The organism is Bacillus songklensis, from assembly GCF_042649685.1.
Classification (GTDB): Bacteria; Bacillota; Bacilli; order Bacillales; family Bacillaceae_H; genus Bacillus_BA; species Bacillus_BA songklensis.
Window position 1 is genome coordinate 225,877 of the sequence record NZ_JBHRZT010000020.1, and the last position, 24,221, is coordinate 250,097.

General features: G+C 39.7%; 25 protein-coding genes. 1 reads left to right on the forward strand and 24 read right to left on the reverse strand.

Annotated elements, in window-relative coordinates:
• Window positions 1–4: 4 nt before the first annotated feature.
• The 3 genes from ACFOU2_RS04130 to ACFOU2_RS04140 all read right to left on the reverse strand — a co-directional run bounded on the left by ACFOU2_RS04130 (window position 5) and on the right by ACFOU2_RS04140 (window position 3,377).
• Complete coding sequence (locus ACFOU2_RS04130; RefSeq protein WP_377912473.1) at window positions 5–1,045, reverse strand: NAD(P)H-dependent glycerol-3-phosphate dehydrogenase; 1,041 nt, start codon at window positions 1,043–1,045, stop codon at window positions 5–7.
• A gap of 20 nt (window positions 1,046–1,065) precedes the next feature.
• Entirely contained in the window at window positions 1,066–2,376 is a 1,311-nt protein-coding gene (der, locus tag ACFOU2_RS04135; RefSeq protein WP_377912475.1) for a ribosome biogenesis GTPase Der, read from the reverse strand.
• Between the two features lie 389 nt (window positions 2,377–2,765).
• Window positions 2,766–3,377: a YphA family membrane protein gene (locus tag ACFOU2_RS04140; protein WP_377912477.1), complete on the reverse strand. Its 612-nt coding sequence runs from the start codon at window positions 3,375–3,377 to the stop codon at window positions 2,766–2,768.
• 125 nt (window positions 3,378–3,502) lie between these two features.
• Here ACFOU2_RS04140 and ACFOU2_RS04145 point away from each other — a divergent pair, with 125 nt between their 5' ends.
• Window positions 3,503–3,634 carry a YpzI family protein gene (locus ACFOU2_RS04145; RefSeq protein ID WP_377912479.1) on the forward strand — a complete coding sequence of 44 codons (132 nt, stop codon included), beginning with the start codon at window positions 3,503–3,505 and terminating at the stop codon, window positions 3,632–3,634.
• Between the two features lie 134 nt (window positions 3,635–3,768).
• On the opposite strand, the gene fni is transcribed toward ACFOU2_RS04145, so the two are convergent.
• The 21 genes from fni to ACFOU2_RS04250 all read right to left on the reverse strand — a co-directional run bounded on the left by fni (window position 3,769) and on the right by ACFOU2_RS04250 (window position 24,211).
• Entirely contained in the window at window positions 3,769–4,836 is a 1,068-nt protein-coding gene (fni, locus tag ACFOU2_RS04150; RefSeq protein WP_377912481.1) for a type 2 isopentenyl-diphosphate Delta-isomerase, read from the reverse strand.
• A 12-nt stretch (window positions 4,837–4,848) separates the two neighbouring features.
• Window positions 4,849–5,988 carry a 30S ribosomal protein S1 gene (gene rpsA / locus ACFOU2_RS04155; RefSeq protein WP_377912483.1) on the reverse strand — a complete coding sequence of 380 codons (1,140 nt, stop codon included), beginning with the start codon at window positions 5,986–5,988 and terminating at the stop codon, window positions 4,849–4,851.
• Between the two features lie 164 nt (window positions 5,989–6,152).
• On the reverse strand, window positions 6,153–6,737 hold the full coding sequence (locus ACFOU2_RS04160) for a lysophospholipid acyltransferase family protein (RefSeq protein WP_377912485.1): 585 nt from the start codon (window positions 6,735–6,737) through the stop codon (window positions 6,153–6,155).
• Window positions 6,738–6,742: 5 nt separating this feature from the next.
• Complete coding sequence (gene cmk / locus ACFOU2_RS04165; RefSeq protein WP_377912487.1) at window positions 6,743–7,414, reverse strand: (d)CMP kinase; 672 nt, start codon at window positions 7,412–7,414, stop codon at window positions 6,743–6,745.
• Window positions 7,415–7,534: 120 nt separating this feature from the next.
• Window positions 7,535–7,711, reverse strand: coding sequence for a YpfB family protein (locus ACFOU2_RS04170; RefSeq protein ID WP_377912489.1), 177 nt, complete (start codon window positions 7,709–7,711; stop codon window positions 7,535–7,537).
• 186 nt (window positions 7,712–7,897) lie between these two features.
• Window positions 7,898–8,557 (reverse strand): flagellar brake protein, encoded by a 660-nt coding sequence (locus tag ACFOU2_RS04175; RefSeq protein ID WP_377912491.1) that lies wholly within the window; start codon window positions 8,555–8,557, stop codon window positions 7,898–7,900.
• A gap of 298 nt (window positions 8,558–8,855) precedes the next feature.
• The gene (gene ypeB, locus ACFOU2_RS04180) at window positions 8,856–10,202 is read right to left on the reverse strand and encodes a germination protein YpeB (protein ID WP_377912493.1); all 1,347 of its coding nucleotides are present in this window, start codon (window positions 10,200–10,202) and stop codon (window positions 8,856–8,858) included.
• A 16-nt stretch (window positions 10,203–10,218) separates the two neighbouring features.
• Window positions 10,219–11,124 (reverse strand): spore cortex-lytic enzyme, encoded by a 906-nt coding sequence (sleB, locus tag ACFOU2_RS04185; protein WP_377912495.1) that lies wholly within the window; start codon window positions 11,122–11,124, stop codon window positions 10,219–10,221.
• 257 nt (window positions 11,125–11,381) lie between these two features.
• Window positions 11,382–12,029, reverse strand: a complete 648-nt coding sequence (prsW, locus tag ACFOU2_RS04190) for a glutamic-type intramembrane protease PrsW (RefSeq protein WP_377912497.1) — start codon at window positions 12,027–12,029, stop codon at window positions 11,382–11,384.
• 379 nt (window positions 12,030–12,408) lie between these two features.
• Window positions 12,409–13,374: an asparaginase gene (locus ACFOU2_RS04195; RefSeq protein WP_377912499.1), complete on the reverse strand. Its 966-nt coding sequence runs from the start codon at window positions 13,372–13,374 to the stop codon at window positions 12,409–12,411.
• A 220-nt stretch (window positions 13,375–13,594) separates the two neighbouring features.
• Window positions 13,595–14,575, reverse strand: coding sequence for a YpdA family putative bacillithiol disulfide reductase (locus ACFOU2_RS04200; RefSeq protein ID WP_377912501.1), 981 nt, complete (start codon window positions 14,573–14,575; stop codon window positions 13,595–13,597).
• A 230-nt stretch (window positions 14,576–14,805) separates the two neighbouring features.
• A complete protein-coding gene (locus tag ACFOU2_RS04205) occupies window positions 14,806–16,089 on the reverse strand; it encodes a Glu/Leu/Phe/Val family dehydrogenase (RefSeq protein WP_377912503.1) in 1,284 nt (427 codons plus the stop codon).
• A gap of 510 nt (window positions 16,090–16,599) precedes the next feature.
• Window positions 16,600–17,196 (reverse strand): genetic competence negative regulator, encoded by a 597-nt coding sequence (locus ACFOU2_RS04210; RefSeq protein WP_377912505.1) that lies wholly within the window; start codon window positions 17,194–17,196, stop codon window positions 16,600–16,602.
• Window positions 17,197–17,315: 119 nt separating this feature from the next.
• Window positions 17,316–18,236 (reverse strand): MerR family transcriptional regulator, encoded by a 921-nt coding sequence (locus ACFOU2_RS04215; protein ID WP_377912507.1) that lies wholly within the window; start codon window positions 18,234–18,236, stop codon window positions 17,316–17,318.
• Window positions 18,237–18,429: 193 nt separating this feature from the next.
• Window positions 18,430–19,197 carry a metallophosphoesterase gene (locus ACFOU2_RS04220; protein ID WP_377912509.1) on the reverse strand — a complete coding sequence of 256 codons (768 nt, stop codon included), beginning with the start codon at window positions 19,195–19,197 and terminating at the stop codon, window positions 18,430–18,432.
• A gap of 8 nt (window positions 19,198–19,205) precedes the next feature.
• On the reverse strand, window positions 19,206–19,601 hold the full coding sequence (locus ACFOU2_RS04225; RefSeq protein ID WP_377912511.1) for a hypothetical protein: 396 nt from the start codon (window positions 19,599–19,601) through the stop codon (window positions 19,206–19,208).
• A 67-nt stretch (window positions 19,602–19,668) separates the two neighbouring features.
• A complete protein-coding gene (locus tag ACFOU2_RS04230) occupies window positions 19,669–20,127 on the reverse strand; it encodes a DUF2663 family protein (RefSeq protein WP_377912513.1) in 459 nt (152 codons plus the stop codon).
• A 58-nt stretch (window positions 20,128–20,185) separates the two neighbouring features.
• Window positions 20,186–20,818 (reverse strand): LysM peptidoglycan-binding domain-containing protein, encoded by a 633-nt coding sequence (locus ACFOU2_RS04235; RefSeq protein WP_377912515.1) that lies wholly within the window; start codon window positions 20,816–20,818, stop codon window positions 20,186–20,188.
• Complete coding sequence (locus ACFOU2_RS04240; RefSeq protein WP_377912517.1) at window positions 20,805–21,431, reverse strand: CPBP family intramembrane glutamic endopeptidase; 627 nt, start codon at window positions 21,429–21,431, stop codon at window positions 20,805–20,807. Before ACFOU2_RS04240 ends, ACFOU2_RS04235 begins: the two co-directional genes overlap by 14 nt.
• A 6-nt stretch (window positions 21,432–21,437) precedes the next feature.
• Window positions 21,438–23,000 carry a RecQ family ATP-dependent DNA helicase gene (locus tag ACFOU2_RS04245; RefSeq protein ID WP_377912519.1) on the reverse strand — a complete coding sequence of 521 codons (1,563 nt, stop codon included), beginning with the start codon at window positions 22,998–23,000 and terminating at the stop codon, window positions 21,438–21,440.
• Window positions 23,001–23,149: 149 nt separating this feature from the next.
• A complete protein-coding gene (locus ACFOU2_RS04250; protein WP_377912521.1) occupies window positions 23,150–24,211 on the reverse strand; it encodes a helix-turn-helix domain-containing protein in 1,062 nt (353 codons plus the stop codon).
• Between the last annotated feature and the right edge of the window lie 10 nt (window positions 24,212–24,221).

Consider the following 24,221-nt stretch of genomic DNA (forward strand, 5'->3'; position numbering starts at 1 on the left):
CCTGTTAACACATACGGTCTCCCAAAATATCCACCAAATCTTCCATTTCATACGTTTTTCCACGTGACATCAGTTTATCGACCGCATCCTTTGGATGAATGCCATTAAACAAAACATCGTATAAAGCAGAGGTAATCGGCATTTTCACCTGCAGCTTTTGGGCAAGTTGATAGGCAGCCTTTGTGGTTCCTACTCCTTCTACTACCATTCCCATGTTTGCCAAAACTTCATCCAGTTTATGACCCTTTCCAAGTAAATGGCCGGCCCGCCAATTTCGCGAGTGAACACTTGTGCATGTTACAACTAAATCACCAATTCCCGTTAAACCAGAAAACGTTAATGGATTGGCCCCCATCGCGCTCCCCACTCGGGCCATCTCGGCCAAGCCTCTTGTAATCAAAGCAGCTTTCGCGTTATCACCATATCCTAATCCGTCCGTAATACCGGCAGCCAATGCGATAATATTTTTCAAAGCCCCGCCTATTTCTACTCCTACAAGGTCCGGATTAGTATAGACGCGAAAATATTGTTGGTTGATAAACAAATCTTGGACCTTTTCTGCCGCCTTCATATTCCGGGACGAAACCGTCACCGTTGTCGGTTGACGACGGCTTACTTCTTCTGCATGACTAGGTCCTGATAAAACGACCACATCTTTCAATACGGAAGAAGATATTTCTTCTTCGATCATTTCGGAAATACGCATAAGAGTGTCCGGCTCAATTCCTTTGCTAACGTGAACGATGGTATAAGGGTGTTTGCCTACTTTACTGATTTGATGACATACTTCACGAACAGCCTTCGTGGGAACGGCAAGTACGATGATTTCCACACCTTCAATTGCCTCCTCCAGTAATCCATATCCTTTGATGCCGTCCGGGAGTTGGACATCTGGTAAATATTTCGAGTTTGTATGTCGTTCATTTATTTCTTGAACCACTTCATTTCGGTGGCCCCAAATTCGCACATCATGGCCGTTATCCGCCAATACAAATGCCAGGGCGGTTCCCCAACTGCCGGCACCGAGCACAGCTATACGTTCCATCTTGTCTCACATCCCTATTCTTATTTTCGAGGTCGAGCAAAAATCTTGATTGGTGTCCCCTCAAATCCGAATGCATCACGGAGTCTATTTTCCAAGAAACGTTCGTATGAGAAGTGCAATAATTCTGGATCATTAACGAACACAACAAATGTCGGCGGCTTAACTGCCACTTGAGTTGCATAATAAATTTTCAAACGGTTGCCCTTATGAGTTGGTGTCGGATTCATCGCTACAGCATCCATAATTACATCGTTAATGACGTTCGTCGGCACACGCATTGCATGGTTTTCACTTGCCATATTGATCATTGGCAGCAAGGTGTGAATGCGTTTTTTTGTTTTAGCCGACAAAAACACAACCGGTGCATAATCAAGGAACAAGAAATGGTCACGAATGCTTTGCTCGAAGTCTTTCATTGTTTTTTCATCTTTTTCAATAGCATCCCATTTGTTTACGACAATCACTACCGCTTTTCCCGCTTCATGAGCATACCCTGCAATGCGCTTATCTTGTTCGATAATCCCTTCTTCTGCGTTTAATACGACAAGGACGACATCAGAGCGCTCAATCGCTTTTAAAGCACGCAGTACACTATATTTTTCGGTACTCTCATACACTTTCCCTTTTTTTCGCATACCCGCCGTGTCGATGATAACATAATCTTGTCCATCTTTTGTAAAGGTGGAATCAATGGCATCCCTTGTCGTACCGGCAATATCACTGACAATAACACGTTCTTCGCCTAACATCGCGTTTACAAGCGATGATTTTCCAACGTTCGGGCGTCCAATTAAACAAAATCTAATGGTCTCTTCATCATATTCATCGTCTTCTTGCTTAGGAAAGTGAGCAGCGGCCGCATCCAGCATATCTCCAATCCCAAGACCATGGGAACCTGAAACTGGAATTGGTTCTCCGAAACCTAATGCATAAAAGTCATAAATCATATCCCGCATTTCTGGATTATCAATTTTATTTACCGCTAATACGACCGGTTTTTTAGAACGGTATAAGATTTTGGCTACTTCCTCATCAGCAGATGTTACACCTTCTCTTCCGCTGACAAGAAAAATAATGACATCCGCTTCATCAATGGCAATTTCCGCCTGCTGGCGTATTTGCTCCAAAAATGGCTCATCACCAATATCGATTCCACCCGTATCAATAATGTTAAAATCGTGTGTTAACCATTCGCCTGAACTGTAAATGCGGTCACGGGTAACACCAGGCAAGTCCTCAACTATGGAAACTCTTTCTCCAACAATACGATTGAAGATTGTAGATTTTCCAACATTCGGTCGACCTACAATCGCTATAACAGGTTTTGGCATAATAACCGTCTCTCCTTTTTATCTAACCGTTTTATGTAAACCATATTCCCATTCTTCATCCATCGACTGTCTACCAGCTCCGGCACACGGGATGTGCCGGGAAAACCATTCTCGCAGAGCAGCAGCATTGCTTACAGGATATAAGTATCTTTAGCCATAACTCGGATATTACTTCATTAGTCTCCGATACTTATGCTTGAGTTAATCGGGTTCTTACGGGCGGGATAAATAAAAACCCTTCTTTCTAATAAAAAGAGAGGGTCCATTAACCTTACCATCTTATCAAAAAACATGATTGGTAACAATGTCTTTCTCTGGGAAAGATCATCAGCAAGCGATCTTTGAGCCGTTTTATCGGTTGGACAATTCATATTTTTACTTTCTGCATTTTACACCCTCATTTTACTTGCCTTATTTTTTGCATATTTCAATAAATAAGAATCAAAATAAAGGGCAAGCTGAACAAATAACGCCCATACCAAAATCAGCATACATGAAATGGCTACAATATCAAGGAAAGCCAAAGAGCCAATCGTATAGTACATGTGGGAGTCATGTAAAATATAGGAAAATAAGAAATCTCCATAACAAATTCCAATGATTAAACAAACAATACGCTCCTGAACAGATTTAACGAGCATGCAAATAAGATAAAGCATGAGAAAACCCATTGCCCACCTTCGATCAATGAAGATCCATACAGGATCAAATAGCTCGAATAAACAAAAACCAGCATACGCCATCATCGTAATAAAACTCGCCAGCAGCAAATATCCTGAAAACAGCTGTTTATACAGAGCAATATAAACAGAACTAAACAAAAGAAAACAAAAAAAAGTACCGCTGAATGTATAAGACCCGATATGTAAACTAGTTGTCGAAAACATGATACAAACCAATAATGCAGATGCGTAGAAACTGCGCATGGATTGTTTGCTCATCAAAAAAGTCGAGGCTATCCACCCCATCCAGGCAAACCAATAAAAAAAGATTCCTTCCATATTTTTACCTCCTATTACCTTCATTATGTATCAAACGCATATAAAATAGTCTTTCTTCTGCATAAATCTACATTTAATGCGTGAACCTATAAGGTGAAGCCAGGTATAAAAAAGGAGGGTTTGAAATGGGGAAAGACCGTCAGGAGAAAAAATTGAAAAAATCGGGACGAGTGGAGTCTGATCGTGATCATGGACTTCATTACCCGGGAGCTACAAGACTTCAAAGTCCGGAGGATGCGCGGGAAATTAAGCGCTAGACTCAAAACAGAGGGCGATTCAAAGGCATGTTTTTATACCTTTGAGTCGCCCTCTTGTAAGTGAACCGTCATAGCAAGCCTCTCAAAATGAAATTTTTGATGACGGTCCAGGTAATCTGTTAACAAATCAATAATTAGTTTAGATACGTACCATTTCTCCTGCTGTACCTTGTCGTATCAATACCTCTCTCATGCAGCCAGTGATGCGTTTCCCCCCGAATGACAACAGGCACACATTTTAAATCTTCCATGTTTTTTGCTCCAAGCGCGGCCATGATCACCGTCAATTCCTCATGGATCATTCTTATCTCCTCAATGAGCGCTTCTTGGTCTTTTTTCATTAAAACCGACAATAATCGCCCAGCCATCGCTACTGCAGAAGCCCCTAAAGCAATAGATTTGGCAACATCCATTGATGTTTGGATGCCGCCCGAGCCAATCACATATAAATCTGAATGACGGGTGCACACCTCTCCAAGCGATGCAGCGGTCGTGATTCCCCACTCATTGAAAAAGGAAAGCTGACTTTGTCTTCGCTCATTTTCGATCATAGAAAAATTGGTACCTCCATATCCACCTGCATCGACTATAGAGACCCCTACATTTTTTAATTGCATCACCGTTTCATGGCTCATACCGAATCCCACTTCTTTGACAATGACAGGAACAGGCAAGCGCCGAACGATTTGCTCGATATGTTTTAATGCTCCTGTAAAGTCACGATCTCCTTCCGGCATGACCAATTCCTGAATGACATTTAAATGGATTTGCATGGCGTCAGCTTCCAGCATGTCAACTGCTTGCTCTGCCTGCTCAACCGTTGCTTCGCTTCCTAGATTGGCAAATACGATACCTTTCGGATTTTCTTTCCTCACCACTTTATAAGAGGAGGCTTCCAGCGGATCTCTAAGAGCCGCCATTTGTGAACCTACCGCCATAGCAATTTGACATTCATTGGCTGCCTGTGCTAGTAAACGGTTAATTTTTTCTGTCTTCTGACCGCCGCCGCCCGTCATTGCATTGATAAAAATCGGCGAACTTAATGTAAGCTCGCCGATTTTTGTTTGCAAATCAACATCATTCACCGCACAATTCGGAAGACTATTATGAACAAATATAATGTCGTCGAATCCGTGTAAACGATGTTGACCTGTTTGGATGGCGTGATGGATGTGATCAATTTTACGTTGTGCTCTACTCACGAATCATCACCATTATTTTAATTTTTTTAATTTGTCACCAATCATTTCGCCAAGTTGAAATCCGCCGGAATCCTCTTGCTTTTGATACTCGCTGTAATCTACTTCAGGTTCTTGTTCTTCAAGTTCACGCATACTCAATGACATGCGCTGTTCTGCCTCATTCACATCTAATACTTTTACTTTAACCTTATCCCCTTCTGCTAATACTTCATGAGGAGTTCCAATATGTTTATTGGCAATGTGGGAGATATGAACAAGACCTTCAACGCCCGGTGCTACCTCAACGAATGCACCGAAAGACACAAGACGTTTTACTGTACCTTCTACAATATCTCCTTTTTTCACTGTAGAAGAAATATTAGACCAGGGACCTTCAAGCGTATCTTTGATTGAAAGTGAAACACGGCTGTTTTCTTTGTCTACAGATAACACTTTCACTTTTACCTGTTGACCTTCTTCTACAACGTCTGAAGGTTTGTTTACATGTGAATAAGATAATTGAGAAATATGGACTAATCCATCTACTCCCCCGATATCTACAAATACACCGAAATCCGTTAAGCGCTGAACGGTACCGTCAAGCACTTGACCAGCCTCTAAAGATTCGAGAACCTGCTGTTTTTTGTTCGCCGCTTCTTCTTCCACAACAGCACGATGCGATAAGATAACGCGATTCTTTTCACGATCAAGTTCTACCACTTTGACAGTTAACGTTTTTCCTTTATAATCTGTAAAATCTTCTACATAATGAGCTTCTACAAGTGATGCTGGAATGAAACCGCGCACCCCAATATCTACTACAAGACCACCTTTTACGATATCCTTTACTTCGGCTTCAAATACTGTGCCAGAGTCAAGCTTTCGCTCTAATTCTTCCCATGCTTTTTCTGCATCTACGGCACGCTTTGATAAAATAAGTGCTTCATCTTCTACTTTAATTACTTTCGCCTCTACTTGCGCGCCCTCTTCGATTACATCGCTTGCTTTTTCGATATGTAAACTAGATAGTTCACTGATTGGCAAAATACCGTCTAATTTACTTCCTTGTAACTCTACAAGCACCTGTTTTTCTTCTACTTTTGTCACGACGCCGCTCACAACATCTCCTACTTGCAGCGTCTTTACTTCCACTTGATTCATATCTTCTACCATTGTCTGATCCTCCTTCTTTAGCCCCTACAATATGTATATATAAAGCATGAATTCATGCCCTTTGCTACTGGCTCTTTGTATCCATCCAAGGAGTGAATGTAAAAAACTTCTTTTTATTAACTTCTAATAAATAACCCCTTGTTGTCAAGTGAAAAAGTGTGAAACTATTGATATTTTTTTATTAATTCCGCAATTTGATTCATAATAATGGCTGTCGCTTCTTCCGCTGATACTTTTTCTTGTCGGTATTTTTCCATATCCAGCGGCTTTCCATATACAACCTTTAATTTACCAAATGGCTTATATGGACCAATGACGGCACAAGGCACCACAACAGCATTGGATCGGAGAGCAAAAAAACCTGCTCCTGCCATTCCCTTCCCAAGTTTTCCATCTTTGCTTCTTGTCCCCTCCGGAAAGAGACCGAGCACTTCTCCTTCTTTTAAAACAGCAAGTGCCTTCCGAAGAGCATCCCGGTCGCTCATTCCGCGTTTAACGGGAAATGCCTTTAAATGCGGCAAGATATGTTTGATAATAGGCGCCGAAAATAATTCTTCTTTTGCCATGAACGCAACCGGTCTTGGAAACATCATACCCACAATAGGTGGATCCAGATTGCTGATATGGTTGGAGCAAAGAAGCACTGCCCCTTCTTTTGGCACATTTTCACGACCATGTACTTCCACACGATAAAGCGGCCCAAGGATAGCCCGGCACAAATTTTTTCCAACATTATAGAGATCAGCCATTTTAATTAAACCCTCTCATCTACTAATGAAATGATTTTATCCACCACTTGCTCAATGGTCAGCGAAGTTGTATCAATTTCTACAGCATCATCGGCTTTTTTTAACGGTGCAATTTCACGCTCGGAATCAAGTTTGTCTCTTGCAGCAATTTCTTGTTTTAGCGTTTCCAGATCGGAATCGAAACCCTTTGCAAGGTTTTCTTCATGACGACGTTTCGCTCTCTCATCCACGGAAGCTCGCAAAAATACTTTTACTTCTGCATCAGGCAGCACATGTGTACCGATATCCCGCCCATCCATCACAACTCCTCCGTTCACGGCAAAACGGCGCTGTCGGGCTACCATTTCTTTTCTTACGGTTCTATGCTTAGCTGCAACGGATACAGAATTGGTGACTTCACTGGAACGGATAGCCTCCGTCACATCCTTTCCATCCACCAACACAAGCTGCCCTTTTTCTGAAGGGCGCAGCTCGATATTAGTCTTTTGAAGAAGCTGCAATAAAGCCTCTTCATTTTGTAAATCTATGTGGTTTTTTTTTGCTTTATACGTCAGGGCACGATACATCGCTCCTGTATCTACATAAATATAAGAAAGTTTTTCCGCAATGATTTTGGCAACGGTGCTTTTTCCCGCAGCCGCCGGTCCATCAATGGCAATAGAAATTGGCTTGTTCATAAATCCTCCTTGTAATATATGACAATCAAAAAAATTTAGCATTGACGAAAAAAAGAGCAGGTTTCATCCTGCCTCTTTCCTCCTAAAAATATAGTTAACTTTATTTTAGCATACGTCTTTTTACTGGTCGAATGTTTCAATGATTTTACTGAAATTATTTTTTGTAACGCCCTCATATTGAATAATCTTAGAAAAATAGGAGCCATAGTCACTGTATAAAAGCACAATCTGTGCAATGAGCAAAAAGATAAACTGGATAATCGCTAATTTTATTAAAATTCTTTCAATACTCTTCATAAAACCTCACCCTTCATTTACTAAACAGTATGCTTATAAAAAGTGGGTTTTATTCTATAGCTTGGCTAAAGAGCCATGTGAACTTTTACTATTTTGAACTCATTCACGCGGCATCTCCATTTCATATGAACAAATCCAAAATTAGCGTAAATTCTCCACATAACTCAACTCATTGGAAAATAACTCCTACAATAACCCTTTTCGTTTTAATTCAAATTGCTGTTCAAAAACAAAGCGAATGATTCTGTCTTGATCACGCTCATCCATGTCTAAAAACTGCAAAGATAGTTTTCCTAATTTATTCTCACTCTTTTGATCCAATCTAACGACCCTCGCCTGCAACTGAAGATAATTCATTTCATTGGAATGCATAGGAAGCGTCAGCCATACATTCACTTTAACATTTGAAGGTATATGGACAGGGTGATTCACAATAGCAGCAATTCCCCCCGCACTTATATCTTCCGTAACCGTGACAAAGGGCTCAAAGTTGTACTCTAAAGGGTGAATGGCAATACTTATAGAAGCTGGAACCCTTACATACTGGCGCCTTTGTATACGTATGACTCTCTTATCGCCGGGATATCGCAAGGCAAGGACCGGAAACGTTTTTTTGGCCCGTCCGATAACCTCTGATTGGAACGAATATATGACATTGTCTTTTCCAATAAACGAAACTTTTAATTGAGTGCCATCCAACATAAACGTTGTTTTTCCTGTTTCTTCATTAACCGGGTAACTGATAAACAATCGATCGTCTTCCCTCTCAACCACTTTACTATTAAACTTATCATCTATATCTTCCGCAAAAGGCTCAAGTCTTAACAGCAACCCCTCTTTGATCATTTTGTTCCCTCTTCCCTTTAACCTTCTATGTAGATTTATCAAAATTGAACATTGTCTAATCTTTTATTACTAGACCTTTTTTCTTAATCACTATTTTATCGTAATTTCTTCAAGAAAAAAAGGCTCGGTTCATAAACATGAAAATGAAAGATGTTGAACCATAAGCCCTAAAAATCCGCTATGTTTTTAAATTGAAGTGAAGCATTAAGGAAATCGAGGATGACAATTATTTATTTTTCTGGGATGAACCGTCACTGAAACCGTTGATTTTCTTGGATTTTGATGACAGTTCATCACGTTATACCTGGTCGTATACTTGCTCTGCATTTTGCAGCTTTTCTACTTTTTCTTCGTAGCCATTTTGGGCATTGATGAAAATGCGGTACGTATCATTACCGATAACCCCTAAAAATTCATAACATAATACTTCTTCTTTTAAATCGTTTGTAATGATGGCCAGTCGGTCTTCCATGATTTTTACCTTGCGATTGATTTTATTTTTTGCTTGGTCTTTGGAAAGAATCGGTTTTGGTATCTTCCGCATCTTGTGGGCCATGAGAAAATCGCGGGCAGAAAATCCAATGACTTTACCATCCTCAAGCGATATTTTCATTCTGACGGAATCGGGGTAAATACGGACTCCATCTTGTGTACCCACAAACGTAAACACCCCAGTGTTGTCGTATTGAGTACTCTCATACAGTTCCAAGCTCTCAAACCGATGTTTTTTAAGGAATTTCTTTGCATTCAACATTGCTTCATTTAAACTGATGTTTTGCTTTTTGATTTCTTTATTTTGGATAACCCAGATTGGATAACCGCCCTTTTCGGTCACATCCATGTATGTTTTTTGCTTGGTCTTTGGATCTGTGATGGTTAAACTGTAAAATCCATAATCAGACCCATCTCCACTTTTAGTCACCCGAATGTTTTCATTTCCTTTTAGGCTTAAGAATGACTTTGCTACCTCTTTGGCAACTTGTTCATTGACTTTTCTTCCCTTTAACTGCGAGAAATCACGGTCCTGTTTTTCAGCACTTGTAAAGCTTGGGCCGAAATCGGTTTCTGCATAGCCTTCTACATTTTTCTCTACTGTTTTAAAACCGTCGATAATCGTGTTATCCGCTTGTTTTTCACCTGTAGCAAGCGCCAGCTCTACATCCATCCAGCGCAAATTGTTTTGGATAACCAAATGCTGTACTTTTCTCAATTCATTTTGAATATCACCAGATGTTTTGTAAAGTGCCTTTAATGTATTATACTCCTGGTCATTCAACGGCTCTTTGCTTAAATCACGAATTGCCGTACGATAACTGAAATTTCCGATATTAGACAAAAACTCTTCTGTTTTATTAAATGGAAGCAGCGTTAAAGGCAGCTGCCCTACGTTAGTGTGAGCTTCTGAAGTGAGTCTCCAAACTTCAGCAAGAGCAGGTGACAACTGGTCACGCGAATTCATGGCAAGTGTCGTACCAATCTTATCGTTCAATAAATCCACTTCGTATGTTAAATCATGAAACGCTCGCTGATAGTTATTTTCCGCATGCTGTAGCACTGCATTTTTTTCTTGATGCTCTTGATAACCCCAGTATCCCAATCCTGCCCCTGCGACTACTAGGACAGCGATTAATATTGTTCGCAACATTCTTCTTCACCCCTCTTTATTTACAGAAAATATGCTTCCCAATTTGTTTAATTTGCGGTCTTGACCAAATCCATGCGCTCGTCGCGGTGTTTGGATTAAAATAATACAAAGCATTTCCCGTTGGATCCCAGCCGTTTAATGCATCCAATACGGCTTTTTTCGATGTTTCATTTGGAGTAAGCCAAATCTGTCCGTCAGCTACCGCCGTAAAGGCTCCCGGTTCAAAAATCACTCCTGCTGCTGTGTTAGGAAACGAAGGGCTGTTTATGCGGTTGATAATAACAGCAGCTACCGCCACTTGTCCTATATATGGTTCTCCGCGTGACTCCCCGTGAACCGCATTAGCCATAATTTTCAAATCGTTTTGCGAAAAACCGTTTGGCACATTTACTGAGGTTGGCTTTTGAGGTATTCTGGCTGCACGGTTGTTTCCTCTGGCCGTTGGTTTTTTAGCAGGGGCTGCAGGGGCCCCGCCTCTTGCTGGTTGTTGTGCGGTTCCTTGTTTTTTGCTTTCCTTGGCTTGCTGATTTAGCGGAGTGCCGCCATAATGAGTGAACTTATTTCCTTTATTAATCTGCCTTTTTACAAATCCTTCATTGTATTTTGTCTTAGCGACAAGCTTTCTTTTCATTTCTGCTCCTACTAGCCCGTCGATGTCCATGCCAAATTCATATTGGAAATTTCGGACTGCCCAGTAAGTACTCCAACCGAATACACCGTCGATCGGACCATTGTAAAACCCAATGTATTGAAGCCGAGATTGCAATTCGATAACATCGTCCCCTACTGCTCCATGTTGAATGACTTGATTTGTAAAAGCATGGGCACAATGTCTTTCGCCGTGAACTGAAAAGAAAAGTGCTATACTTGCAGCAAAGCTGCATACTGCATAGAGAAATTTTTTGCTTTTAAACCATCGCATATAAGTACCCCCTATATCACGCATAAGTTATGATAAGAGTATTTTTTGTAAAGAATGTTATTTTATACAACGAGGTTGGATTAATAGAGGAAAAACTCCTTTTAACCCAACCTCATGCAATGAACCTTTCCTTTAAACAGCATAAAATCAATGATTTGGATAAACATCAAACAACAAGTATTAATCATCTGAAGACCAAAATAAAAAATCGCCGTTCCCCCTGCTTTTTAATAGGGAAACAACGATTTTTCCGCTTTCTAAATCGATAGTTTTTTCGCTTGTTTTACTTTCCGCAAACCCAGCCACCATAAGTACACCATAAATGGAATGATTAAAAACGTCCAGTTATCAATTGTCATTAAAATGTAATCATACATACCATGCAAGAGCACAGGAACAGCCAAAGAATATCCAATCCATTTCTTTTTTTGGTTATTGCTCGAAAACTTTCCTTTTCCTAAATAATACCCCATAATGACGCCAAACAATGCATGGCTCGAAACAGGAAGCACAGCTCTGCCAAAGGCGGTATGAAGACCATTTGCGAACAGGTAGAAAATATTTTCGACCGTTGCAAATCCAAGCGATACAGCTGCTCCGTATACAATTCCATCGTAATGCTCATCAAACTCAACATGTGAATAAATGGTAAAAAACAAAATAAACCATTTAAAAAACTCTTCCAATAAGCCCGTTGCCAAAAACGCCTGTACAAACGGAGACATGAGTACATGCTCTTCTGTTAATACATATTGAATAAACATAATCGGAAGCACTAGCATGGCACCGAAAATGAATGTTTTCAAGACTATAGAAATTGGCTCTGTTTCATATTCATCTTTTAGATAAAAGTAACTCAACAGCGCAAGACTGGGGGCAATTCCCGCAGAAATGATTGCCAACATAATCGCGCCTCATTTCCTCTTTTTTTCTAATCGTATCAGTTATTGCTATATAAATCCACATAAATCATTTGACGTGGATAAAAAACATCCACGCAAATGATTTACGCATAAGCGGCTGCCAATCGACATTAAGGGTTCTTGTCAGCCGCTTATACGAGAACCTTTGTAAGCTTGTTCAAGATGAAAAAACAGAAAGACGCAAATAGAAGAAGGACCGGTAACAAAGGTTTAAAAATTAAGTTGGATTTATAGAGAAGAATCGTTTCTATGAACTTATAAATAGTTTAAAAGGAATGGGACATGACCCAAAAAACCGATCATGTCCCATTCCTTATATATAAAGGTTGATTAAACGGCCTGGCAGCCCTCGGGCAAACCCTTATACAAAAATCTCTTTAATATCGCAAATATCAGATGATAAAGCAACAGCCAACTTTATTCTTGCCTTTTTTGAATCATAGTCGCTTCCCAGTATTACACCTTTATTATAAAGGTCATAAGCACTTCCTTTATAATCATATGTAGTATAAACTGCACCTTCCTCAGCGCTTGTAGTAATGACTACTTTAATGCCATCTTCTAATGCCTTTTCAATTTCATCCATCATTTTAGGAGCAACTTGCCCCCGACCGACTCCTTCGAGAACAATCCCCCTCACTCCACTTTCACGAGCTGCTTTAATAAATTTACCATCAGCTTCAACATAACATTTAATTATATCCACCGAAGGCAGGGATTTTACTAATTCGTAATGTTCCCTTCTTATCGGTTTTTGATAAACATATACCTCATCATTATCAATGATACCTAAATAACCAAAACCGAAAGCGTTAAAACCCTGAATATTAGAAGCGTGTTCTTTTTTTACATACTTTGCAGGAAAAATCCTCTCGTTAAATACAACAACAGTTCCCGCGCCCCTTAATTTTTTTGCACAAGCTGTATAAATCGCATGCCTTATATTGATGTAAACGTCACTCCCCAAATCCCCTGGAGAACGTTGTGAGCCCGTAATAACCACTGTTCGTTCATCTTCTATAGTTAAATCTAAAAAATAAGCCGTTTCCTCTAGTGTATCAGTGCCATGAGTAACAACTATACCATCGATACTTTCATCTTGAAAATAGTGGTCAATCTTATCCTTTAATTTAACTAAATCCTCAAAAGTCAAATGAATACTTGGCTTTTGAAATGCCGATTCAACAATTACTTCAATGTCCTCAGGCAAATTACACATTGATGCCAATTCTTCTCCAGATATTGCTCCAGATGCAAGACGCCCTGACTCTTTATTGGGTTTACTTGCAATAGTTCCCCCGGTTGTTAATAAGACTACTTTGCGCATTCTTCTCACCCATCTATACTTATAGTGATTAATTAATCTTACTCATATATCTGCCATTATAACAAAAAAAAGCTGATGAAGTCATCAGCTCATTAAAAATTAGGGAACAGACCATTCTCTTCCCTAAAAGATTTTTATCCCGCATTAACGGGCAGTAAGACCTCCACTGATGGAAGTTTCCTTTATAATATGGAGGAGCGTTTTTTTACCTCTGTCCTGTTCACAAGTTTGAATCATTCATCAATTGCTGAATTCGATTTGCGATCATCCCACCGTGAAAGCGGCCGTTTTCAATAAAAATCTCGTTTGCATTGTTGCCGGCTGCGATAACCCCCGCAATAAAAATTCCGTCTACATTCGTTTCCATCGTCTCCGGATTATATAAAGGTCTTCCTGTTTCTTCGTCAATTCCGATACCCATTTTAATAAGAAACTGGTGATCTGGATGATAGCCTGTCATCGCAAAGACAAAATCATTTTGAATCGTTCTCTCCTTGCCGTCTTTTATATATGTCACAGCATTTTCTGTAATTTCTTTGAGAACCGCACCAAACTCCATTATAATGACGCCATGTCGTACAAGCGCTTCAAATTCAGGCAAAATCCATGGTTTGACGCTTGGCGAATATTCATTGCCTCGATATAACACAGTAACACGTGCACTTGCTTTAACAAGCTCAAGTGCTGCATCCACACTTGAATTTTTCCCGCCGATTACGACTACATCTTTGTCAAAATATGGATGTGCCTCTTTAAAGTAATGGGAAACTTTAGGCAAATCTTCCCCCGGTACATTCATATAATTCGGGTTATCATAATACCCGGTTGCAATAATGACATAGCCTGCTCTATATGTGTCCTTTGATGTTTGCACCACAAATATTCCGTCTTCTTGTTTTTCTACACTATTTACTCTTTCAAACGCTTGAATGCGAAGATTTTTCCTTTTCACCACTTCACGATAATACGACAATGCCTGATTGCGTACCGGCTTACGATTTTCTGTTATAAAAGCAACATCCCCGATTTCTAATTTTTCACTAGAACTAAAAAACGTTTGGTGAGTCGGATAATGATAAATGGCGTTGACGATATTTCCTTTTTCGATAACCAGCGCATCAATTCCTATATCCTGCAAAGCGATGGCAGCCGCTAATCCGCACGGCCCTCCGCCCACAATAACAACTTGTTCTTCCTTCACTTATTATGTCACTCCTTTAAAACGCACAACACACTTTCTTTATTAGTGTAACACTCACTTTATATATTATATCGAAAGAAGGAGAACATGTAAGTTACTTTGCTTGAAGTGAAGATAAGAAAAGCGGAGAAAGTCCGCTTAAACCGAGTGCAACTTATACTTTCATATACATTGAAAAAAGGGATGTTTCAAGGCTTTCCCCTTCAAACATCCCTTTTTTGACTCTTATATTAAATCCACCCTCTGAATCTGGACGCTTCGGCCATTTTGCGTACCCCTACCATGTAAGCGGCTAAACGCATATCCACTTTACGTGTTTGAGCGGTCTCATAAATATTCGTAAAAGATTTAACCATTACTTTTTCCAGCTTCTCTTCTACTTCTTCCTCAGTCCAATAGTAACCCTGATTGTTTTGTACCCACTCAAAGTAAGATACGGTTACACCGCCTGCACTTGCCAGAACATCAGGCACAAGCAAAATGCCGCGTTCTGTTAAAATTCGCGTGGCTTCTAGCGTTGTTGGACCATTTGCAGCTTCCACAACAATGCTTGCGTGAATATGGTGAGCATTTTCTTCCGTAATCTGATTTTCGATGGCAGCAGGTACTAAAATGTCACAATCCAGTTCCAGTAATTCTTTGTTAGTGATCGTGTTGTTAAATAATTTAGTGACTGTACCGAAGCTGTCGCGGCGATCTAATAAATAGTCGATATCCAAACCGGCCGGATCATAAAGTGCACCATATGCGTCGGAAATACCAATTACCTTCGCTCCTGCATCATGCATAAATTTCGCTAAAAAACTACCTGCGTTTCCAAAGCCTTGAATAACGACACGAGCTCCTTTCAATTCGATCCCGCGTCGTTTTGCAGCTTCACGAATGCATATTGTCACGCCTTTCGCCGTTGCTGTTTCCCGGCCGTGTGAACCGCCTAATACAAGCGGTTTACCTGTAATAAATCCTGGTGAGTTGAACTCATCGATTCGGCTGTATTCATCCATCATCCAGGCCATAATTTGCGAATTTGTAAATACGTCCGGAGCCGGAATATCTTTCGTTGGTCCTACGATTTGGCTAATAGCTCTTACATACCCGCGGCTTAAACGCTCTAACTCGCCAAACGACATATTACGCGGATCACATATGATTCCACCTTTACCGCCGCCGTATGGTAAATCTACAATTCCACATTTTAAACTCATCCATATTGAAAGCGCTTTAACTTCACGTTCAGTTACATGAGGGTGAAAGCGAATTCCGCCTTTTGTTGGTCCTACAGCATCATTATGCTGAGCGCGATAACCAGTAAAGATCTTAACAGACCCATCATCCATGCGAACAGGTATTTTAACTGTCATCATGCGAATCGGCTCTTTTAGCAACTCATAAACTTCCTCAGGATAGCCTAGTTTTTCTAAAGCTCTATGTATAACAGTTTGTGTTGATTTTAAAACATCGTGTTTTTCTTCTTCTTGTATGTTCTGCTGATTTTGAGTATTGTCGGCTACCATCTGTGAACCTCCTAGAATCGTTCAAATTATATGTTGAATGGTGCTTCTTTCATGACATAGTATACACCTTTCCATAATTTATGCAAAGAAAAAAATTAAGTTTTCTTATTTTCCAATATGCTTTTGTAAACGCTTCCAATATTATAAAAAAAATCGTAAATATACAAGAAAAGCACAGAAAGCCCGCTTAAACCGATAGGGCATTGGAACTTCTGAGAAGGAGTCGCTTTTTGACTCCGCAGGAAGAAGGGAAATGACCGTACGGTTTGGCTTTCGGAACTGGAAAACTCCAACGCGCAATCCAACTTTTTTTATAAGTTAAAAAATTAACATGGGCCAAACCCTTTCACACATATGCTTTCATTTCTTCTTATAAGTTTTAAGGCGTATTTATTTATATTTTCTTATTAGCAAAAAATATAAGGCCAGCCGAAAAATCAATCTTCGTTTCTCGGCCGGCTTTATTTATTAGCTGATTTAATATCAGGATTGTTCTTTAACAAAGCCATTTTATAAAGAAAATGTTTGTTTAATATACAGTAAAGCATCATAATCAATTAAAATTTTGCCATACTCATGAACGCGATATTTGGTAATGGTTGAAGGGCTTCCATATTCCGCTAGTATCGCAATCAAATCTTCCGTATTTCCAAAAGCATACGTATCAAAATCCATTAATAAGTAGAAGCGATCATTAAAGGAATACACTGTGCCTCCGTCCACGTTTAGCGGGGAGAGTCTATGAGCTAATTGAATGAGATCCTCAAAGGAATGAAACTCAAAGAAAACGTCTGTGCTTTCATCTAATGTAACCTGCATTTCAATAAAATCATCCATGTATTCTTCGTCAAATTCCTCAACAGCCTCATTCTTAGTGGTTAATATCACAACCATTCCTTGTGCTTGCAAGGAGAACACTTCAACAGATAAAGAGTGAGTCGGCTCAAATCCAAGTTCATCGGATGCTTGTTCAATCATCTCTCGAAAAAGTTGCTGAACTTTGAATGAGTTTCTCCACAAATCTTCTTTCGTCAATCCTCGTTCTGTTAAATCATCGAACGTTAAAAAGATTTTGATTTTGTTATAATTTAAACGTTCAAGCCTCATTTTTCACCCTCCCTGCTTACACCAATCAGCGCTGACCTAGACAATGTAGTATATGAAAAAAATGCAATAAGGTTCTTCTATTTTATTACGAGTTTACCTGTTTATTTTTGAAAAGACAACTATCCGTTTTCAAGCTCCGCTAATTTACTATTTAGCCATTCGTTCCATTTTTCCTTCGTATCCCCGAGCAAAAATGGTTCCATCGCTTCTTTCTCTTTTGCTGGTACATATGAAAAAGCCGCACCTCCCAGGCCGATTTTTACCGACGGGTGCAACTGTGCTACATGTTGAGCGATTTTTACCGTTTTTTCCACGTTTTCCCGCATAGAACAAGACATAAATAGAAACCCTGGGTTCACTTCTTCTACAATCAACTGAATATCCCCCTCTGCGATACTTGTCCCTAAGTAGATTACTTCAAAGCCTTTTCTTCTCAAAAATAAAGTGAAAATGAGAAGGCCGCCTTCATGATGTTCATTAGGTCCACATACTGCAATAGCTTTTGGAAGCAATTCGTTTGATGGCAGCGAATGCATAATTATACTAATGCGCGTTCGTAAAAGTTGACTGGTATAGTGTTCATGTGCCGTTGTGATTTTTCCTTTTTCCCATAGATCACCGATAGTTACAAGCAATGATCCTAAAATATCAATCACCACTTTTTCGACAGAATACAAGCTGAATGCCTGATTCATCAGCTCCTGAGCCTTACCTTCTTGAAACGTTAGTAATAAGCGCAGCAGTTCATCCCTTATTTTCTTCGGAGAATCGGCATTATCTTCCTTTATATCGCCCTGGATGCCTGTTGTTTCACTTTCAAGCAATGCGACTGCCTGGCTGATTGTAAAGCCTTGGTCTACTTTTTCCACTAACCATTTTAGCACTTTTAAGTCTTGTTCTGTATATAAGCGATGCCCCGATTCATTTCGAACAGGGCTCAGTATTTGATAACGTCTTTCCCAGGCCCTAAGGGTCCCGGGCTGAATGCCCACCAAATTAGAGATTGCTTTAATATTGTATTTGCCTTCTTTAGAAGCCATGTGTAACCTCCAACTGCACCATATTGTTCATTATATGAATTATAGGACAATACCATTTTTATGTAAAATTTGTATATGTTTTGTTAAAAGATTGAAGGCCAAATTTGCGACGAAACGTCAAAAGGACCCAAGGCTAAAACCGTAACGCCCTGTTGCAATGCCTTCGCTTGTACGTCCCGAGCTTCATTGGGAGTTATTTCTCGCCTGTTATGACGATCACATGTGCTTCGGCTGGCACACCAAGACGGAAAGGGACCCCTGTTGTACCGTAACCATTGCTTACAAATAAGGTAGTATGTTCTAATGATTTGATTCCACCCTTTTCATAAGGTCCGAACCCAAATAGGCGAATTTGCCCTCCATGTGTATGACCGCTTAGCATCAATGCGATGCCGTCTTCTTTCTTCACCTTTTTATGTACGGATGGATTATGGGAGATGAGGATTTTAAAGCTTCCTGGCTGACTGTCTGCCAGAGCCAAATGAAGATGTGCCCGGTTTTTTGAGACATCGTCCACACCGAGAAGTTCGAGCATTTCTCCTTCTTCTGACTCAAATAAAGCAGATGTATTATCCAATATTTTTACGTTTTCCTCTAATAAAAGGGCATCCAATTGATGAAAATCGACCTCATAATCGTTGTTGCCCCAAACAAAATAAAGGGGACCCAGCTTTTTCAGCGTTCGCAAATTTTCCCGCACTCTTTCAAAAGGTACCCCTTTTTCTATTATATCCCCGCCCATAACCACAAAATCAACTTTCCGTTTTACTTGCTCTAAAAGCTTTTTGGAAACATGGCGGCGGTGAATATCTGAAATAAAAAAAATACGAACTTCCCCAAAGGTAGAAGGAAACTCTTTAAATGCTAAATGATGCTCTACTACTTTGTTGCGTTTCGCTTGCGCAAACATATAAAATATAAGCCCTATCAAGAAAAAAAACAATAAAACAAAAAATTCCATACTGCCTCCTAATAATGTGTATCAACAACCTGGTTCCTTCTTAAATCTACTGAAATCATACCATAAACGATAGAAAAACATAATATGAGGATGGTTTGCCACTGCCCTGCCTGCCATAAAAACCAAAAACTGCAGGCGGCCCCGTAGCAAATAACCGCCTCTCCCCAGCGCACCTGCCTCCCTTTCATAAACGAGTACGTTTCTTCTACTACGGACTTTATCAATATAGAGTGAGATAGAAAAGCGAGAAAAAAGGCGACCATCGCGACAAAATAATGAAGCGGATCCATAACCAAAGCAAGGATGATGTGTGCCAGGGAGATTGGTTTAGGTACAGGAAGCCATTGTATAAACAAATAACTGCTTGCCGTAGCCACTGCTAGTAACATCAGTTTTCTTAGCATGATAAAAAACCCCTTTCTTTATAAAGTTTTATGAAAAGAAAGGGGATTTCATGTATTTTGTTATCATTTACTTATTTTCATAATACAGATTCACGTCAAATTCCTTTTTCATCATGCTGAAGACATGCTTCCGCTCTCCCCACTTTTCGTCCCCTCTCCATAAATCAGAGCTTTTTTGGATGATTTCACAGCGGAGATCATGAAACTCCTTTTCAACCTTCTCGCTTTTTTTTCGAACTTGCAGCAAATAATAGTATAGAGAAAAAACAATCAATATCATGAATAAATGATAAAAGCTTGAAAGTACAAATGAAATCACTGAACGATAAGTAATGAGTGACAGTTGTTGAAAAGAGAAAAATAAATAGATGCATATAAGACCTAAACAACCGAGCAATAACCATCGAATTCGTCTTTCTTTTTCATTCACCTTATCGAATTTCCGTTTTTTATCGACAACACTTTGCAGCATCTGTTTCGCCACTTCATCCGTTAAGTGGTTTAACTGTTTGATTTGATCATCCATACCCCTCACCTCCGTACTTACAGTACAGCATATGAGGTTGTCTCATAATTTATTAAAATTAATTCGAAGATCCACTTTCTTTAATTGGGATACTTAACACTTGTCCTTGCCTAAGTTTTCCGTTTTCCAATTTATTCCATTTGCGGATGAGCTTTGTCCCTTTCACATCATTATAATACTTCATGGCGATACTAAATAACGTTTCATTGCCTTGAACAGTATGTTTAATAATTTTGTATGAAGATTTTTGCTCCTCTCCACCCTCTGTTTTCTCCTCTTGCTGTTCTTTAGGAAAAACAGTTTCGCTTTGCCTTGCCTGCTCCTTTAAAGGAGCCGATTGATTTTGTTTGATTTCAGGAGCCGGTTTTTCCTTTTCTTTTTGGGGTATGACGGTTACATCAGATGGTTCCGCAAAATCAACGACCTCATACCCGGTTTCATCCTCTTCTTGCGAAAAAGATAACAACACAGCCTGGTTTGCAGCATAATTCTTATAAACAAAGTAGGCAACGATGGGCAAAGAAATGAAGAAGATAGATAATACAGTAATAAGAGGATATTTCAGTTTAAACTTGCTCTTCTTCTTTTTTTCACGGCGAACTTTACTTCTTGGCGGGAGCGTCTGTCCCGCTTCTTCTCTCCGTTCTTTTTCGGAGTTTCTTTGATATTGCTCTCTTTCAGGCCGATCCACCCGATGTTCCACCATCATCACCTCTGATGTTTTGATTCTGTTTGGTTTGACGTTTAATATTTAATGCTAATAAAAAATCGATAAGAAAGTGGGTCACGATTGTGACGCATAAATTGTGCGTCCACCAGAAAAGAATACCAAGAAAAAAACTTAAGATCATTACGGAAACGAGTAAAAACAGCTTTGATAAATAGCGCAAATGTACCAGCGCAAAAATCAGGCTGGCCCAAAATAATCCGAAATGGGCTTGAAGCACTCCCCGGAATAGAATTTCTTCTGTAAGAGAGATGAGCAGACATAAGATAAACAGATGAAACGTAGAACGATATTGAAAAATCCGTTCATTAATGCCTCCATCATCATACCAGTCCTTTGGAAGAATCTTCATGAGAAACAAATCGATGATGACAACCAATATACCGCTTATTCCTCCGATAACGAACAATTCAAATACATCCCATTGCCAAATCGCCAAAAAAGAGGAAAAATGATCGTATTGCCATATTCCGATGACAATAGCGATAAAAAGCAACAGGGCTTGGGTGATGTATAAATTTAATAGCAGCTCTCGATCAGTCAAGTTTTTTATCATATCTTTTCGATTGTTAAACATACGTACTTATTCACTTTGACGAAGAAGTGAAGCAAGCTCCTCCTTCCATCCTTTAAACTCCCATTGATTTTGTTTTTGTTCGTTTCTGGTTGTTTCATAATGAAGAAACTCTATCCCACATCGATCACAGCAATTCGCCGGTTTTCTCTGGAGCTGCTGACCAAAATAATGCAAAAGAAACTCTCGACGGCAATCCGTATTGACAACCATTTGTTTTACTGCCCGAAATTTTGCATACTTGTGATCCATTCTTTCAGCCACTACCCTGGCAATGACCCATGTTAATTTCTCAACATTAAAATCTGTTTTGACAATACGATGGTGAATCACGCCGTTTTTCTCTAAATGATAACGGATAAAACGCCAATGCACCTCATGGATATGAGCTATTTGTAAAAGATGCTGCTCCAGCAAAGATAAATCTACTCTTTCATACGATGAGCGCTGAAAAGTTTTAATATATAATAATACTTCCTTAATTACATCCGGATGAGGAAGTTCCATTTCCATGAGGGAATAAGCCAATTCATCGTCTTTCTCACTGTGCAGCAAAACTGCAAGACTGTCACTCCCATCACGGCCTGCCCGTCCAATCTCTTGTAAGTAAGCTTCCATTTGTATAGGTAAATGAAAATGAATGACGAAGCGGATGTTGGGCTTATTAATCCCCATTCCAAATGCACTTGTACAGCAAATAACATTTAATTGATTTTGAAGAAACTGGTGCTGGATCAGCATGCGCTGGTCTTGTTCCATTCCCCCGTGGTAAAATGCGACATTCTTTATGCCGTGATCCTTTAAAAACAACGCCAGCGTTTCTGTCCACATCCTGCTGGAACAATAAACGATTCCGGGTGATTTTAATTTTCGCACGTATTGCAACAACAGTTCCTTTTTATGTTCGAAATCTTCTGCACGCTGTACCTGTAAAGCAATGTTAGGACGGTCCACCGAGTAGATGAGCCTTTTGACATCCGCAAGCTTTAATTGGGTCATAATATCATCAATGACAGCTGGTGTAGCTGTAGCTGTAAGAGCCAGACAAGTCGGCCGTCCCAAGGATTCCGACACATCCCCCAGTTGTAAATAATCCAAGCGAAAATCATGTCCCCATTGTGAAATACAATGAGCTTCATCTACGACAAATAACCCGATGTTCACCTTTTTTAGCGCTTCAATAATAAAAGGATTTTGCAAAATTTCCGGTGATACATAAATGAATCGATAAGTAGATAACCGCTCTAGTGCTTGCTGTTTTTCGCTTTTAGATAAGAAGCTATTCAATGCGATAACCCGTTTTTCCCCTTTTGCCTTTAATTGCTGTACTTGGTCTTCCATAAGCGAAAGAAGAGGAGAGACGATTAGGACGGGCTGCTGTAAGATATAAGCGGGCAGTTGATAACATAAAGATTTCCCCGTTCCCGTGGGCAAAACTGCAATCACATGTTCTCCGTCCAAAACCGTCTCTATCACTTCACGCTGACCTAAGCGAAACTGACTATGACCAAATCTCTGTTTTAACACTTCATCGATGTTCAACCTATCACCGCTTTTCCAAATATTACTCATCTTTTTCTTTCATTATACTTCCAAAGACATGGAATGAGTAGAATTGAAAATGAACCGCCATGAAAAATTGGCGAAATCCAATGGTTCCTTGACGTTTCATTTTGGTTTAAAACTTGATTGCCGTCTTTTTCAGCACTTATAGTACCTCCCTAGCCAAAATACCTTGCCAATACCATTCTAATTTGAAAATACGTTGCCTCTTCACGAAGTGCTTCTTTAATATCTTTTAATTTATTTGTTTGTGCCTGTTCAATCACTGTCATAATCTTTTTCTGCAACTGATCCGATACATATGGCGCAATTGAAAAATCTGGAACAAATAGAGCAAGTTCAACGAGGTGATCTTCAATGGTACTTTGTTTTAATCGACGAATAGCTGTGATATCCTCTATCGTTTTCCCTTGCTTTAATAACTCAAGGGTTTTCATGGTCGAGATGGTAAGCGGAACGGATGAGGCGGCTTCCGGAATGAGTGAAGCAAGAATCGGAAAAGCCTTTTCATCTTCCATTATTTTTTGCAAACAAAAATGCAGTACACTCACTTGTAAATAATGAACCCGATGTTCATCCATTCCATATAAGTCGGCTATTTGCTTTTTTGTAAGACCAGCTCTTTTAAAACCTGAAAACTGGAGAACGAAAAGATCAGCTTCTGTTGAATGGCGTCTCTCCAGGCAAACGGATAACTCATAAAACAGTTGCCTTGCTAAATCCGATCTGGACAGTCTTTGTCGTTTCAGAAAACCTTTTGTCCAATTTAGCACCTTCATATCATGGGTAACAGGCAAAAAGTACGTTTCATGATACACTAAGTGAGAAAGGGTTTGAATCAAGAGTGTAAGCCGTGATAAAAACAATAAACTTACATTCATATAACGCCATCCGTCTAAATAGGGAGATAGCGGAAATCGATCCAGCTGTTCCTGTAAATATCCTTGTCCCTCTTGTGTCAGTATCCATTTTGCCTGCTCTCTTTCTACTATGTACCCTTTACCTTCTAACCGTTTGACATATTGAGCAAAAGTTTCTTTTTTTAAATAAGGAAAGCTTTGAAATAATTGAGAAATTCGATATAATTTCCCGTCCTGGATGGTTTGGGCTGACTTTTTCCCTGTCAACAAATGGTAGATTCCAAATACCGTCCTTTCCCCTTTAAACTCATTCAAACAATATAAGATAATAGTGGACAAAAAATTCAATTGACTTCTCACCCTTTCCTCT